The 13,345-nt window shown below is 66.0% G+C and carries 15 protein-coding genes and 1 pseudogene; 12 read left to right on the top strand and 4 right to left on the bottom strand.

What is annotated here, in order from left to right:
* Window positions 1-175 precede the first annotated feature (175 nt).
* Window positions 176-274, top strand: a pseudogene (locus ACIQZO_RS39980) (IS5/IS1182 family transposase); the annotation flags it as partial.
* Between the two features lie 149 nt (window positions 275-423).
* On the opposite strand, the gene ACIQZO_RS39975 reads toward ACIQZO_RS39980, so the two are convergent.
* Entirely contained in the window at window positions 424-1,638 is a 1,215-nt protein-coding gene (locus tag ACIQZO_RS39975; protein ID WP_403636260.1) for a sensor histidine kinase, read from the bottom strand.
* On the bottom strand, window positions 1,620-2,273 hold the full coding sequence (locus tag ACIQZO_RS39970; RefSeq protein WP_403636258.1) for a response regulator transcription factor: 654 nt from the start codon (window positions 2,271-2,273) through the stop codon (window positions 1,620-1,622). The genes ACIQZO_RS39975 and ACIQZO_RS39970 overlap by 19 nt, the downstream gene beginning before the upstream one ends.
* 146 nt (window positions 2,274-2,419) lie before the next feature.
* On the opposite strand from ACIQZO_RS39970, the gene ACIQZO_RS39965 reads away from it, so the two are divergent.
* From ACIQZO_RS39965 to ACIQZO_RS39950, 4 genes are read left to right on the top strand one after another with little or no spacing between them, the layout of a single operon-like run.
* Window positions 2,420-2,944 carry a hypothetical protein gene (locus ACIQZO_RS39965; RefSeq protein WP_403636256.1) on the top strand — a complete coding sequence of 175 codons (525 nt, stop codon included), beginning with the start codon at window positions 2,420-2,422 and terminating at the stop codon, window positions 2,942-2,944.
* An 8-nt stretch (window positions 2,945-2,952) separates the two neighbouring features.
* Window positions 2,953-4,110 carry a peptidoglycan-binding protein gene (locus ACIQZO_RS39960; protein WP_403636255.1) on the top strand — a complete coding sequence of 386 codons (1,158 nt, stop codon included), beginning with the start codon at window positions 2,953-2,955 and terminating at the stop codon, window positions 4,108-4,110.
* On the top strand, window positions 4,107-4,850 hold the full coding sequence (locus ACIQZO_RS39955) for an ABC transporter ATP-binding protein (protein WP_403636254.1): 744 nt from the start codon (window positions 4,107-4,109) through the stop codon (window positions 4,848-4,850). Before ACIQZO_RS39960 ends, ACIQZO_RS39955 begins: the two co-directional genes overlap by 4 nt.
* Window positions 4,847-6,058, top strand: a complete 1,212-nt coding sequence (locus ACIQZO_RS39950; RefSeq protein WP_403636252.1) for an ABC transporter permease — start codon at window positions 4,847-4,849, stop codon at window positions 6,056-6,058. Before ACIQZO_RS39955 ends, ACIQZO_RS39950 begins: the two co-directional genes overlap by 4 nt.
* A 74-nt stretch (window positions 6,059-6,132) precedes the next feature.
* Here ACIQZO_RS39950 and ACIQZO_RS39945 read toward each other — a convergent pair whose 3' ends face one another.
* Complete coding sequence (locus ACIQZO_RS39945) at window positions 6,133-6,570, bottom strand: transposase family protein (protein WP_403636262.1); 438 nt, start codon at window positions 6,568-6,570, stop codon at window positions 6,133-6,135.
* A 355-nt stretch (window positions 6,571-6,925) separates the two neighbouring features.
* Here ACIQZO_RS39945 and ACIQZO_RS39940 point away from each other — a divergent pair, with 355 nt between their 5' ends.
* From ACIQZO_RS39940 to ACIQZO_RS39925, 4 genes are all read left to right on the top strand, one after another.
* Window positions 6,926-8,728 carry a helix-turn-helix domain-containing protein gene (locus ACIQZO_RS39940; RefSeq protein WP_403636250.1) on the top strand — a complete coding sequence of 601 codons (1,803 nt, stop codon included), beginning with the start codon at window positions 6,926-6,928 and terminating at the stop codon, window positions 8,726-8,728.
* A 208-nt stretch (window positions 8,729-8,936) separates the two neighbouring features.
* Window positions 8,937-9,392 carry a hypothetical protein gene (locus ACIQZO_RS39935; protein WP_403636249.1) on the top strand — a complete coding sequence of 152 codons (456 nt, stop codon included), beginning with the start codon at window positions 8,937-8,939 and terminating at the stop codon, window positions 9,390-9,392.
* Between the two features lie 64 nt (window positions 9,393-9,456).
* Window positions 9,457-10,080, top strand: a complete 624-nt coding sequence (locus ACIQZO_RS39930; protein ID WP_403636247.1) for a transposase family protein — start codon at window positions 9,457-9,459, stop codon at window positions 10,078-10,080.
* Window positions 10,077-10,292 carry a transposase family protein gene (locus ACIQZO_RS39925; protein ID WP_403636246.1) on the top strand — a complete coding sequence of 72 codons (216 nt, stop codon included), beginning with the start codon at window positions 10,077-10,079 and terminating at the stop codon, window positions 10,290-10,292. The genes ACIQZO_RS39930 and ACIQZO_RS39925 overlap by 4 nt, the downstream gene beginning before the upstream one ends.
* Before the next feature lie 135 nt (window positions 10,293-10,427).
* Here the strand turns inward: ACIQZO_RS39925 and ACIQZO_RS39920 are convergent, their stop codons facing one another.
* Complete coding sequence (locus tag ACIQZO_RS39920) at window positions 10,428-10,676, bottom strand: putative immunity protein (RefSeq protein ID WP_403636244.1); 249 nt, start codon at window positions 10,674-10,676, stop codon at window positions 10,428-10,430.
* An 804-nt stretch (window positions 10,677-11,480) separates the two neighbouring features.
* Between ACIQZO_RS39920 and ACIQZO_RS39915 the strand changes: the two genes are divergently transcribed.
* The 3 genes from ACIQZO_RS39915 to ACIQZO_RS39905 form a co-directional block, all read left to right on the top strand.
* Window positions 11,481-12,143, top strand: coding sequence for a hydrolase (locus ACIQZO_RS39915; protein WP_403636243.1), 663 nt, complete (start codon window positions 11,481-11,483; stop codon window positions 12,141-12,143).
* 294 nt (window positions 12,144-12,437) lie between these two features.
* Window positions 12,438-13,025, top strand: coding sequence for a Dps family protein (locus tag ACIQZO_RS39910; RefSeq protein ID WP_403636241.1), 588 nt, complete (start codon window positions 12,438-12,440; stop codon window positions 13,023-13,025).
* A partial coding sequence (locus ACIQZO_RS39905; RefSeq protein WP_403636239.1) for an FAD-dependent oxidoreductase occupies window positions 13,025-13,345 on the top strand: 321 nt, incomplete at its 3' end. The genes ACIQZO_RS39910 and ACIQZO_RS39905, both read left to right, overlap by 1 nt.

Raw genomic sequence — 13,345 nt, 5'->3', positions numbered from 1 at the left:
CACTGCGTTCATCACCCACCCGAAGCGGGACGCTCCACCCAACTCCGGTCCCCTTCCGGCGAACCGGACAAACTCGATCTTGCAAGAGACCCTGGATCTTGATGGTCCAGGAGAACGGAGTCCCCGTGGGGATGAAGCACTACCCCGCCGAGTTCAAGGGGGACGCGGTCACGTTGTGAAGGGCTGGCGCCTCCTGCGGAAGCTCCGCTGCAGCACCAACCGAATCACCGACATCGTGAAAGCCGTCGTCGTCCTTCACCACGCCTCAACCTGAGGTTGGAAAAGGCTCACTGGAAAGAGGCACTGAACCAGTTCTCACTCTTCTTCGAGAACCGCCTCAGCATCCAATGACACCAACCGACTTACACAAGATCGCTGACACGCCCACCCGGAACGGCTCAAGGATAGGGATGGTCAGGGTGCTTACCCAATTCCGGCAGTGCGCTCAGGGGTTGGCGGATGCCGCGGTGGTAGCTCCACCCGGATGGTGAGGCCGCCTGTTGGATTGGCTCGCATGTCCAGCCTTCCACTGTGCGTGGCTGTCACTGCACGGACCACGGACAATCCAAGGCCTGCCCCTTTCCGGCGGCCGTCGCCTCGCTGAAAGGGCTCGAACAACGTGGGCAGATCAGACTCGTCGATGATGGGACCGGTATTGACCACCTCAATGAATCCACCCCCCTCGTCGGTGAGTCCCGTCATGATGCGGACCGAGCCGTGTTGGTTGTTGTGCCGGAAGGCATTCGTTATCAGGTTCCCTACGAGCTGCCCAAGGAGGGATGAGTCACCCCACACCCAAGCGGTACGCAACTGGGCGTCCACCAGGAGTTCCGTCACACCTGCCTCGGCAATCGCATCGGTGATCGCCTTCCGTGCCTCTTCGGCAAGGTCGGCTGCGGCAGGCAGAAGCACGCCGCTCTCGCCCTTAGCCAGAGCCAACAGAGCGGCGATCAAGCGTTCGCTGCGCATGGTGGCCTCCAGTGCGCGGGTGACATGGGGCAGCAAGTCGGGCGGTATTCGTCCCTGTGAAAGCGGGATCTCCAGGGCAGTCCGTTGCACGGTCAGGGGGGTACGCAGCTCATGGGAGGCATGGGCGGTGAAGCGCCTTTGTGCGGCAAAACTACGCTCGAGGCGGTCGAGCATGGCGTCGAACGTGTCTGCGAGTTCCCTGACCTCGTCGTCAGGCCCGATCAAAGCCAGCCGTGCGTGCAGGTTACGGTCCCCGATGTCGCGGGCGGCCGCCGTAACCTGCCCGATTCGGGACAGTCCACGTCGCGCGACCCACCAGCTCGCGAGCAGGGAAAGGAAACCCGCGACGATGAATAGGAGGAGAGAGCGCTTCAACAACTCGTCCATGACGGCGTGCTCGAATTCCGCAAAGCTCTCGGTGCCACTCGTTGGCATGGATTGGCCGTAGGAGCCGCTCGCCCCTCCTGCGTCGGAGGCTGCGGAAGTTACTGAGCCTACGGTTTGACCCATGACTGTCTGTCTGTTGCGTCCGATAATTTGCCCGACGCTCGCCCAGACCGAGGCGAGGAGAACCCCTCCGCCGACGACGAAAACGGCCGTGTTGAGCAGGGCGAGCCGTGTCCGGATCGTCAGCTGGCCGAAAAGCCGGGTCATAGCCTGTATCCACATCCGGGCACCGTCTCGATGAGGGGCGGCGGGCCTAGCTTGCGGCGCAGTTGGTGGACTGTGACCTTGACGGTGGTGCTCTCGGGCGCATGGTCGTACTCCCACACCAGTTCCAGCAGAGCCGCCGGCCTCAAAGGGGCGCCGTCAGCAGTCATCAGAGCCTCAAGAACACCGAACTCCTTCGGCGTGAGCCGCAACAGGCGCCCCTCACGCTCAGCAATTCGGCGGATGCTGTCCAAGCGCAGGCCTCTGCGTTCGAGTACGGCCGGGGAGCCGCAATGCCCTCTTCTGGCCAATGCCTGCAGGCGGGCCACCAGTTCGACGTACGAGAAGGGCTTGGCGAGATAGTCGTCGGCACCCTTGCCCAAGCCGTCAACGAGGTCAGCCAGCGAACCGGCCGCAGTGAGCATGAGGATCCGAGCCGGGTATCCCGCCGAAGTGAGCATGCGGCACACGGCGTCCCCGTGAATCACCGGCAGATCACGGTCCAGCACCAGGACATCGTAATCGGCTACAGCAGTCATCTCCATGGCCACGCCACCGTCCAGGGCAACATCTGCGACGATGCCCGAGGAACGTAGCCCGGCGGCAATCATCTCGGCCAAGGGCTCCTCGTCTTCCACAACCAGCACGCGCACTGCCTCTCCCTTCGCCCTCGTTTGCCGAGAGTCTGCCGGATCGCAGGTTAGGTGGCGGTTAGCCAGACTTCACCCGCGGCCAACTAGCAGTCCCGTACACCTGTTTCAGCGGGCCAGTCCGGTGCCGCGAATCTGGCGGAGGAAGCATGCGACGCACACTCCTGTCCTGTACAGCGGTACTAGCGTTGGGGGTAGCCGTATCCATGACGGCCTGTACGTCTTCCAATTCTGGCGCGCCCAAGGTTGCGGGTGCCGACGGCAAGTCTGACGCGCAGGGCAACCAGCAGGACCCGAAGGAAGTGATGCAGGCGTACATCAAGTGCATGCGGGAGATGGGGTGGGAGGTGAAAATGGACAATTCGGGCCATGTGACAGATAACACCCCGGGAGAGACCGGAACGCCGATGAAGGAGGCTTTCGAGGAGTGTGAAGCGAAGGTTCCCGGCATGAAACAGGTCCGGGAGAAGAGCAAACCGCAGGACTTGGCGAATGCCCGCGGATTGGCCAAGTGTCTCCGGGAGAACGGAATCTCGAACATGGCGGACCCCGACGGCGGGGGCCTCATACGCCCGAAGGACGCGGTGGGCGGGAAATGGGACAACGCCGTACGTATCTGCGAGAAGAAGTTCCCCGGTATAGGCATCGGTGAAAGCACGGAGCAGGCCAAGTGAAGCCTCCTGTGAACGAGAAGGAATCGGAGGGGGAAAAGAGCGACCTTCGAACAGGAGAGCGTGGCAAGCCACAGCAGGGGTGCCGTCGGGTTACCGCTTGGATCGCCGTTGTGACCGTTGCGGCGGCCTGCGGAGCACTGACCGTGAGGAAGTGGCCGACTGGCGAGGGGGACTCCGCCAAGAATCTCAAACGCCACTCGACGACGCCCGTTCAGCGCACCTCGTTGGCGTCCGGGCTGCGACTCGACGGCCGGCTGGGTCACTCGCCGGCTGACGAGATATCGGTACAGGGGCAAGGCACTTTCACCCAGCTGCCCAAGAACGGTGATCACGTCCAGGTCGGCAAACCACTGTACGAGATCGATGCGCAGCCCGTCATCCTCTTCCGCGGTACCCGCCCTTTCTGGCGTGCACTGGCAACGGGTATGAGCAACGGGCCCGACATCAGAATCCTGGAACGTAACCTCGCTGACCTGGGCTATGCGGACTCGGCCAGTTTGACTGTCGATGACAAGTTCACGGATGCCACGGCTGCTGCCGTCAAACGGTGGCAGAAGGCAATCGGCGTGCGGCAGACAGGTGCGGTCGAGATGGGCCGGGTCGCCGTACTTCCGTACGGGGACGTCTGGGTCGAGGAAGTCGTCGCCAAGTTCGGCACTGCGGCGGGATCCAACGGTCCAGTGCTGAAGGTGACGACTCCAGATGTCTACGCCACCATCAAACCCAGCGAAGAGCAGCTTCCCCAACTACTCCCAGGGAGTGAGGTCACGGTTCAGTTGGACGCCGGGAGCAGCATTCGCGGAGAGATCACCTCCATAAAGCGGGACACCACGGGGGACAAAAGCGGTGATGGATCCGGAGAACGTGACCAAGCCAAGTCGACTGTCACGATCCGCCTCGACGATCAGAAGACGGCGGCTGCTGCCTTGAGCAGCGGACGTGTGGGAGCCACTGTCACCGTGCCGGAAAAGAATGCAGACAACGTGCTTGTGGTCCCGGTGACCGCGTTGCTTGCCAAGACCGGGGGCGGCTATGGAATCGAGATCGTCAAGTCCGATACGGCTGACCCGGAATTCGTCGCAGTGGAGGTAGGACTCATCGTCGCCAACCAGGCCGAGGTCAAAGGCCAGCTCAAGGAAGGTGACAAGGTGGTGGTCCCCAAATGAGTGAGCACGGACAGGAGCGATCTCCCGTTCTGCAGTTGGAAAATGTTGTTAAGGAGTACGACGGCAACCCTCCTGTGCAAGTGCTGCATGGCATCGACCTAACCGTTCGCGAGGGGGAACTCCTCGCGGTGGTCGGCCCATCTGGGTCAGGCAAGAGCACACTTCTATCGCTGATAGGAACACTCGACCGTCCCACGTCTGGGCGGATCCACCTAGAAGGCCGTGATCTGACGGACCTGAGTGACCGACAGGTCGCTGCGCTACGAGCCCGGAGAATCGGGTTTGTCTTCCAGCAGTTCTTCCTGCTGTCAGGCCTGACAGCAGTGGAAAACGTAGCGACCGGTCTTCTGTATACAGGCGAAACCGTCCGGCGAAGGCAGGAACGAGCTGAAAGCGCGCTGCGGGACGTCGGCCTCGCCCACCGATTTGATCACCGGCCCGATCAGCTCTCGGGCGGCGAGAAGCAGCGCGTAGCCATCGCCAGGGCCTTGGTCGGCCAGCCTGGCCTCCTGCTTGCAGATGAGCCCACCGGCGCCCTGGACACCGGCGCCGGAAAAGGCGTCGTCGACTTGCTGCTGAAGCTGAACGCGCAGGGCACGACCGTCGTTGTCATCACCCACGACCGAGACTTGGCGGCCTCTCTCCCCCGGCAGGTGGGAATTCAGGATGGTCGCATCGCGTTTGATGCATGCACAGACGCCCCGTTCAGCTGGAGCTCCGCGCAGGGGGGCTCCGCATGACCTACAGCTTGCCCCGACCTGCACGATTGCGACCAGCCGAGCTACTCAGACTGGGGCTGATCGGCCCTCGGACCCGTCGCCTACGCTCGGCACTGTCCGCCCTCGGTGTCGCTCTGGGAATTGCGGCGGTCGTTGCTATCACCGGGATCTCGGCATCGAACCAAGCCCACCTCCTCGACCGCTTCGACCGCCTCGGCAGCAACCTGGTCACCGTCTCGCCTGGAAAGAACCCCAGCGGCGCAAAGGTGCCCCTGCCCGATACGGCGACAAAAATGCTCGGAAACATCCCGCCCGTGGAACAGATCAGCACCACCGCAGACACCAAGGCGAACATCTACCGTAATGATGCTGTCCCGTTGAGTCAGACCAACAGCCTGCACGTACTGTCAGCGCAAGATGACCTGCTCAAGACCATACGGGGAGAACTGAGTTCCGGCCGCTGGCTGGACCGTGCCACCGAACGCCTTCCTGTAGTAGTCCTGGGCCACGGTGCTGCCGAGCGGCTGGGTGTGGAGGCCCCAGGGGAGACCGTCTGGCTTGAAGGCAAAGGACTGGCCGGCGCATGGTACGGAGTGATCGGCACTTTGCAGCCGAACGAGCTCGTGCCGGACATCGACGACACCGCGCTCGTGGGCACGCCTCAAGCGATCGCCGCATTGGGCGGCGAACGCACACCATCCACTGTCTACCTGCGCATCCACCCCGAACGAGTCAACGATGTACAGGGGGTCGCCGCAGCCACTGCGAACCCGGCCAAGCCGTCCATGGTTGCTGTCTCTCGCCCCTCTGACCTGCTCAAAGCGCGTGCTGAGACAAACACCGCTCTCTCCGGCCTCCTGCTATCCCTCGCGGGCGTCGCCCTGCTCGTCGGGGGAGTCGGGATCGCGAACACCATGGTGGTCAGCGTCATGGAACGACGTGGCGAAGTGGGACTTCGCCGCGCGTTGGGGGCGCGCCGAGGACAGATCACCATGCAGTTCTTGATCGAGGCAGTATTGCTCGGCCTATTCGGCGGCTTGGCGGGTGCAGCCGCAGGGGTCACCGTCGTCTACACGTACGCGGCCATACAGGGTTGGCCTGCCGTAGTCCCCATGGTCTGGGTGCTGGCAGGGCCGGCGGTAGCTGTGGGGGTTGGCGCCGCGGCCGGGCTGTACCCTGCGCTGCGGGCGGCTCAGATGTCGCCTACCGGGGCTCTCCGCTCGTCGTGAGTATGGCGCCTTAGCTAAAGGTTGTTGCAGAAGGCTCGGTCTGGGCGGGCCGGAGTGGTGTATGGCCTGGTGTTTCACCGTGTCATGGCGAGGTTGTGCATGGTGGCGACGGCCTGGACGGGGTGGCGGAGGCCGTCTCCTTTCTGGCGGCAGTCGCGGAGGATCTTCCAGTTGTTCATGCGGGCGGAGGTGTGCTCGACGCGGGCCCGGACCCGGCGGTGTTCGGCGTTATGGCCTCTTCCTGGCCGCGCAGGAGGGGACGTCCGGCCCTTCTGCGGTGCGGGACGATCAGCTCGGTGCCCAGGTAGGAGCCGTCCGCGATGGACCGTCGTTCCGGCCGCCGCGGTCGGCAGGCCGGACTCCCGCCAGGCCTGAGCATCGGCCTTGTTCCCAGGCGCCGGGCGAGCCGAGACGACGACCAGGCGGGTGTTGGCGTCGATGATGACCTGCACGTTTGCCGAGAAACGGTAGTTGCGGGAGGAAGCTGCGACCTGCCGGTCCCGGACCGGGATGAGGGTGCCGTCCGGTTCGACCCTGATGTCCCAGAACGCCTTCCAGGAGGCACACCAGGAACGACGACGAGCGTGGTGAGGAGTGGATCACCACCACGACGACCGCCAGTTCGAGCACCACCGCGAGCAGTGGCTACCACGATGCTCATCGACAAAAAGAGCCACTGAGCGGGATGCGGGGCCGCGAACTGCGCGACCATCAGCGCCGCCCTGGTCTGCCTCGCTTCGGGTGCGAGTAGCACGGCGGGTCGTCTTCCGGCAGGGCAGGGTTGTGCGGTCGACCTTGAGCGGAGTCGCGACAGGGGACCGATCTGATCGTTGGCACAGCGGCACAGCTGCACAGAAAAGTAAGAAAATGTTCAATAATATTGACATTAGCGAACGGGAAACAGCAATATCAAACATAGCATGCGGTAGGTCACGCCCAGAAAATGTTTCCGCGGCGGACCGCCAACAGCCAAGGGCAGGGCAAAGTGTGCGTGGCAGACCGAAGAATGCTCGTTGGCAGGGGCCGGGATCAGGAGAGGTATGCGAGGGCGGAGGGGCGGCTTTCGGTGAGCTGCTGCGCGCTCTGCGTCTGGCAAGATCCCTCACGCTGGAAGGATTGGCCGAGCGGTCAGGTGTAAGTGCACGGGGCATCGGAGATCTGGAGCGCGGGCGGCGGGCGTCTCCGCAACGCCGGACGGTGGCTGCGCTCGCGGAGGGTCTCCAGCTTGCGCATGCGGAGCGCAAGCAGCTGCTGGATGCCGCCAGGGCCAGACGCGCGCCGGAGGAGTACCGTGCCACGGGTGTGCGGTCCTTGCCGCGGAGCATAGACGACTTCATCGGCCGGGAGAAGGAGCTGGCCGTGCTGGCGGAGCTTGCTGAACTTGCACGGGTGGAAGGAGCTCCCGGCCAGGCGGTTGTGGTGGTGGTGAGCGGGCCTCCTGGGGTGGGAAAGACGAATCTCGCACTACGCGCTGCCTGCCAGCTCGAAGGCCGGTTCCCGGATGGGCAGCTAGTCGTGGACTTGTGTGGTGCAGACGAGGAGGCGCCGACTCCGGCCGAGCTGATCCTCGGATTGCTGAGGACGCTCGGGGTGCCCAACCGGGATCTCCTCAAGGCGGGACCGGCGGGTCATCCGGAGTTGTACCGGCGGATCCTGGCCGATCGAAGATCCCTGCTTCTTCTGGATAACGCCCGTGACGAGGCTCAGGTGAGGCCCCTGCTGCCGGGAACCGGTAGCTCCATGGTGATGGTCACGAGCCGACGCATGCTGACCGGCCTGGACAACGTGCATCGCCTGCCGATCTGCGAGCTGAGCGAACGGGAGTCGGCCGCATTTCTGACCAGCCTGGTGGGCTCCGAGCGAGCGTCTGTCGACCCGCCGGCGCTGGCGGACGTGGCCCAGCGCTGCGGCCACCTGCCGCTGGCATTGCGTGTAGTGGGCAACTGGCTAGCCACTCGGACTGGCTGGACTGCGCGCCGCCTGGCCGACCGGCTGGCCCTGGAAGACCGGCGACTGGAGGCGCTTACTGCTGGCGACCTCTGCGTGACCAACGCGTTCGACCTGTCTTACCGACGGCTCGATACCGATGCCGCCCGCATGTTCCGGCGCCTGGCTCTGGTTCCCGGTCCGGACGTGAGCGGGGGCTGCGCCGCTCAGATCACCGGCCAGGACCCGTTCGACGCTGAAGACACCCTTGAGGAACTGGTTGAGGCCGGCCTCCTGTGTGCAGACGGAAGCCGCTACCGGCTTCACGATCTGCTGCGGTTGTACGCCCGGGCCCGCCTGCACGCCGAGGAAGAGCCCCGGGACATTGACGCGGCGCGGGCGACGATGTATAGGTGGCTGCTGGAGACCGCCGTGCTGGCAGGCCGGCGATGCGAATTCGATCACGGTGACGCGTTTCTGACCTGGGAGGGCACGCCTGAGCTGTCTGATGCCGACGAGGCCGCTCAGTGGCTGCAGGCCGAGGGCCTCAACTGGCTGGCGGCCCTGCGTGCCGCTGCTGCGGCCGGTGACCACCTCTTGGTGGTGAAGGTGGCCGAGGGGCTGCGCGGGTTCTCACGCAGTTGGATCTTCTGGGCCCACTGGCCTGAGGTCTTCGGCATTGCCGCCAGATCCGCCCAACACCTGAGCGGTCCAGACAGGGGCGGGGGCAGTACCGGCGATTGAGCAGTGTGCATCGTGAAGTTGCAGGTCATGGGCCTGGTGTGCGGGCGGCTTGCCGTGCTCGCGCTGATTGGCGGCCGGTGTCCACGATGAAGATCGTCTGCCAGGGCAGCCGAGGCGGTTCTCGGGTTCTGCCGCGCCTGTCGTGAGGGCCCGCCTGCGATCCGTCGCCCTACGGATGCACCACGGGATCGCGGGGAGGGAGCGGGGGATGTCCGAGCTGGAGCGGATCACGGCTCGCCGGAGCGAGCTGGACGCACTCGCCGAGGAGCTGGGCATGCGGCTTGGGGAGGTCGAGGCGGAGCGGGAGGAGTTGGTGGTCGCCGAGCGGGTGCTGCACCGGCTGGCAGAACAGGACCGCCTCCAAGCGGAGGCCGCCGCCCTGGTGGCTCCGGTGAAAGCGCAGGTGGCGAGGCGTGCGGTGCTGCTGATCCCGCACCGCGACGACGAACCCGACGAGACCGCGCTGCCCGGTGACTACCGCAGGATCCTGGCGATCGTTCGGGCCGCCGATGGTCCGGTGCAGGTCAGGGCGGTGGGCGAGGAGCTGGGGCTTGAGGTGGGGTTGCGCGGGAAGCTGGAGCCGCTGCGGGCGAAGATGACCAAGCTCGCCGACCGGGGCTGGCTGCACAAACGGCCCGACGGGCGGTTCACCGCACGCCGGTAACCCGCGCCGGGACCGGGGCGGTCAGGGCGTAACCAGCGGGCCCCCGGCGGCAGTTGAGTTTGGTGTGAAGAAAAACAACCCTCACGCCGAGGGCCCTGACGGCCTTCTCTACACCGCCCGCCTGCCGCTGTCGAGCGCCACCCTGAACTACCTCGCCACCCTGATACGCGGCCATCTGAAGAAGATCGGCTCACCGTGGCGGGCCCTGCCTCCGGGGAAGATCGCGGGAATCGTGCTCGCGGTACTGCGCTGTGACCAGCGGCCCGGCGATCTGGCCGGCGGAAACGGGGTGCACCGAACCACCGTCACTCGCTGGGTCCGCGAGGTCGTCGGTCTGCTCGCCGCCCGCGCCCCACGCCTGGACCGCGGCCTGAAGATCACCCGAACGGGCGACGGAATCGTGCTGCTGGAGGGCTCCCTGATACGCACCCGGCGGCGCACCGGAACAGCGAACCGGAAGAACTATTCCGGCAAGCACAAATGCCACGGCCTGCTCGTGATCGCACTCACCGATGACAAGGGCCGTTTGCTCTGGGTCTCCGCGGTGCGGCCCGGACGCACCGCGGAGATCACCGCATGCCAGCACGACAAGCTCACCGCCCACCTTCGCGCGGCGGACTCGGAGCGATCGCCGACCTGGGCTTCGTCGGCCTGGACGACAGCGGCCCGGACGCCGACCCGGCAGTGATCACCGGCTACAAGGCCGCCCGCAACCGGCCCCTGACCCGCGGCCAGAAACTCTCCAACCACGCGCTGGCCGCGGTCCGGGCGCCGGTCGAGCACGGCTTCGCGCATCTGAAGAACTGGCGCGTGCTCAGCAAGGTACGCACCGACCCGAAGTTGGCGACCGCGCTGGTGAGGGCCCTGCTGGTTCTGACGAACCGCGAAGTCGCCCGCTGACCGGCGATCTTGACGGGAGTCCGCCCGCAACCAGTCCGAGCGCCCTGAAGCCCACGCACACCAGACCCGCGACCTGCAACTTCACGATGCTTACCGGTCATTGCGCCAACCATGAGGACTGCGCAAGGTCCGGCTTCAACAGTCGCACATCGACCAGCAGATGTCTTTGCGCAGCCGCTGGTCATCGAGTACGAGCTCGCGGATCGCCTCCGGGAGCTGATTGCGTTGCCACTGGCACTCGAGTCGTCCCGCGGTCTCGTTCTCGCCTTCCGGTGCCGCTGCACGTGCGGCCTTGATCGCGTAGGCGGCCGCGCCGAGCTCGTGAGCGGCGACGTGGGCGACGGCCCCGGCCTGGCCGACGGCGTACGCGGCATGTCGCGCCATTCGATCTGACCGGTCGGACGATCTTCGCCGTGGACACCGGCCGCCGATCAGCACGAGTCCCCCTACCGCCCCTCACACCAGACCCGTGCCCTGCAACTTCACGATGCACACTACTCATTGATGAGGCAAGCGGCGAGGCCTTCGAAGGCCCGAAACCTCGTCGCATCGTTTGTAATCCGCTTCGGAGCTGGCAGAGGCCCTGAAGGCGAGCGCGCACTGGCCGGACATGTTGTGGGCGGCCGACTCCTGGGTCACCAAGGAGGAAGGCAGGGCGTGGTAGTGGTAGCCCCGCTCCTCCGCGGTGTCGCTTCACGCCGGCAGCCCGCCGGGGCGGCGGTGCGAGTGAATTCTCCGCAACGGCCGGCACACCTCGTGCAGCGCTTCGAGGGCGAGCCGTGCCCCGCCACCCACCCGCAGGACAGTGAAACCACCGTGCTCGGTGCGCGGCCGTCCAGTCGAGCAGCGCGGTCGGTGTTCCCCATGTCTGCGTCTGCGCGCACTATCTTCGCGAGCCGCCGACACCGGACCGCGCGTTCGCGAAGGCGCGCTCCAGTGGTACGCGTTCACGTTGCCGACCGACCAGCACCGTGTCTCCCCGTTCCTCCCCCATGGCCATCCTTGCCGAGGGGCCGCCAGTCTCGCGCTCGTCGCCGTACGGCGCCGGACCAGGACAGAGTGCGTCGTCGGGCCAATTCCTGTGCACGGAGTGGAAGATCAGCAGGACGGAGCAGTCATAGCGTCGGGGCGTACTGAGCTGCGGGATCGCGGACGGCGATCTTCGTCATAGCTCCGAGAGGACACCCCATGTTCGATATCAATAAGGTCCAGGCCGCCCCGAGTGGGGATCTGCTTACGCCGGACAACTCGGTCATGCTGTTCGTGGACCACCAGCCGCAGATGTTCTTCGGTACTGGGAGCAGCGACCGTGCCGCCATCATCAACAGCACGGTGGGCCTTGCGAAGGCTGCCCGGGCGTTCGACGTGCCGGTTGTGCTGACCACTGTGGCCGCCGAGTCGTTCTCCGGTCCGCTGATGCCGCAGCTCGCGGATGTCTTTCCCGGTCAGGAAGTTATCGACCGTACGTCGATGAACGCCTGGGAGGACGAGGCGCTGGTGGCGGGGGTGAAGGCGACAGGACGCAAGAAGATCATCCTGTCGGGTCTGTGGACCGAGGTGTGTCTGGTGCTGCCTGCGCTGTCGGCGCTGGAGCAGGGTTACGAGGTCTATGTGGTCTCGGACGCCTCGGGTGGTGTCAGCCCCATCGCTCACGAGCATGCCGTCCAGCGGATGCTGGCCGCCGGGGCCGTGGCGGTGACGTGGGTGCAGGTGCTGCTGGAGCTGCAGCGCGACTGGGCGCGGCAGGAGACGTACGGCGCTGTGATGGAGGTCGTCAAGGCTCACGCGGGCGCTTACGGGCTCGGCGTCGTGTATGCGCAGGCCGTCATCGGCAAGCACGCGGCCGGCTGACCCCTTTGGACACCGTCATCCTGATCCTGCGTCTGCTGGTGGGCCTGCTCGGCGCCGGCCACGGAGTGCAGAAAACCAGCACGCACCTGGGCGGCCTGACGCCGTACCCGCTGTGGTAACGGCCCTCGGGCTCGCCGTGGGCGTGTCGGCAGCGGCCTGCTCACCCGGCTCGCACCGCGTCCCGGCCGCCGACCATCACTGAGCAGCCCGACCCGTAGGCCGGGCCTGCCGCCGCGCATACCCGCACGGCCCGGGCGGCCGGGTACCTGAGCCACAAAGCCACAGGAGCACACGATGGAACCCGCACCCACCACCGCACCCCAGCACGGCGGCGGCCAGCCGCCTCTGCACCAGAAGGGCGCGGAGACCCAGCCGTTCGGCACACTTGAGCCGCTTCCGATCGGCCTGGGGTACGACACACGCAGGTACGCCTGCCAGCGGTTGAACCATGTCCTCGCCGACACGCAGATCCTGTACGCCCTTTACAAGAAACTCCATTGGCTCATGCGCGGAGCCACCTTCTACTCGCTCCACCTGATGCTGGACGAGCACGCGGGGAAGCAGCTCGCCATCGTGGACGCGCTGGCCGAGCGGGTCCAGAGCCTCGGGGGCGTCGCCGCCGCGGACCCGCGCCACGTCGCGGAGCTGACGTCCATACCCCGCCCGCCCGACGGCGTCGAGAAGGTGCGCGTCATGCTGTCGCGGCTCCTCGACGCGCACAAGCGGATCCTCATCGACGCCCTTGACGCCGCCGCGCGGATCTCGGCCGAGGGTGACGAGGGCAGCAACGACCTGCTCATCTCCGAGGTCGTACGTACCGGTGAGACGCAGGTGTGGTTCCTGGCGCAGCACCTTGTGGACACGCCGTTGGTGCGCGGCTGATGGAGGAGACGTACGACGTCGTCGTCATCGGCGGAGGCCCCGGCGGCGAGGTTGCCGCCGACCGGATCGTCCGATCCGGGCTGACCGCGGCCATCGTCGAGGCGGGGGCGGTCGGCGGCGCTTGCTCCTACTGGGCGTGCGTGCCGAGCAAAGCGCTCCTTCGCCCCGGCGCGGCACGGCGGTCGGCGCGGTCGGTCGGCGGGTCCCGGCAGGCAGTTACCGGGGGGGGGGGTGCCTCTATGTCGTTCGTCAAGGCACCTCTGTCGGGTTTGGGGTGGTTCAGGGCTGCTGGGGTTATGCGGCGAGCTCGACGTCCTTCG

Origin of the sequence: Streptomyces sp. NPDC097617 (assembly GCF_044761485.1) — a bacterium.
Taxonomy (GTDB): domain Bacteria; phylum Actinomycetota; class Actinomycetes; order Streptomycetales; family Streptomycetaceae; genus Streptomyces.
The sequence above is the reverse complement of the archived record's forward strand: the minus strand, read 5'-3'. Positions and strand labels throughout refer to the sequence as shown.

What these genes read in the sequence shown, in the direction of transcription:
- ACIQZO_RS39940 (WP_403636250.1), top strand. Translation starts at nt 6,926, where the DNA reads ATGTTCAATAATATTGACATTAGCGAACGGGAAACAGCAATATCAAAC.
- ACIQZO_RS39975 (WP_403636260.1), bottom strand. Translation starts at nt 1,638, where the DNA reads ATGTGGATACAGGCTATGACCCGGCTTTTCGGCCAGCTGACGATCCGG.
- ACIQZO_RS39920 (WP_403636244.1), bottom strand. Translation starts at nt 10,676, where the DNA reads ATGGCGCGACATGCCGCGTACGCCGTCGGCCAGGCCGGGGCCGTCGCC.
- ACIQZO_RS39950 (WP_403636252.1), top strand. Translation starts at nt 4,847, where the DNA reads ATGACCTACAGCTTGCCCCGACCTGCACGATTGCGACCAGCCGAGCTA.
- ACIQZO_RS39910 (WP_403636241.1), top strand. Translation starts at nt 12,438, where the DNA reads ATGGAACCCGCACCCACCACCGCACCCCAGCACGGCGGCGGCCAGCCG.
- ACIQZO_RS39965 (WP_403636256.1), top strand. Translation starts at nt 2,420, where the DNA reads ATGCGACGCACACTCCTGTCCTGTACAGCGGTACTAGCGTTGGGGGTA.
- ACIQZO_RS39915 (WP_403636243.1), top strand. Translation starts at nt 11,481, where the DNA reads ATGTTCGATATCAATAAGGTCCAGGCCGCCCCGAGTGGGGATCTGCTT.
- ACIQZO_RS39935 (WP_403636249.1), top strand. Translation starts at nt 8,937, where the DNA reads ATGTCCGAGCTGGAGCGGATCACGGCTCGCCGGAGCGAGCTGGACGCA.
- ACIQZO_RS39955 (WP_403636254.1), top strand. Translation starts at nt 4,107, where the DNA reads ATGAGTGAGCACGGACAGGAGCGATCTCCCGTTCTGCAGTTGGAAAAT.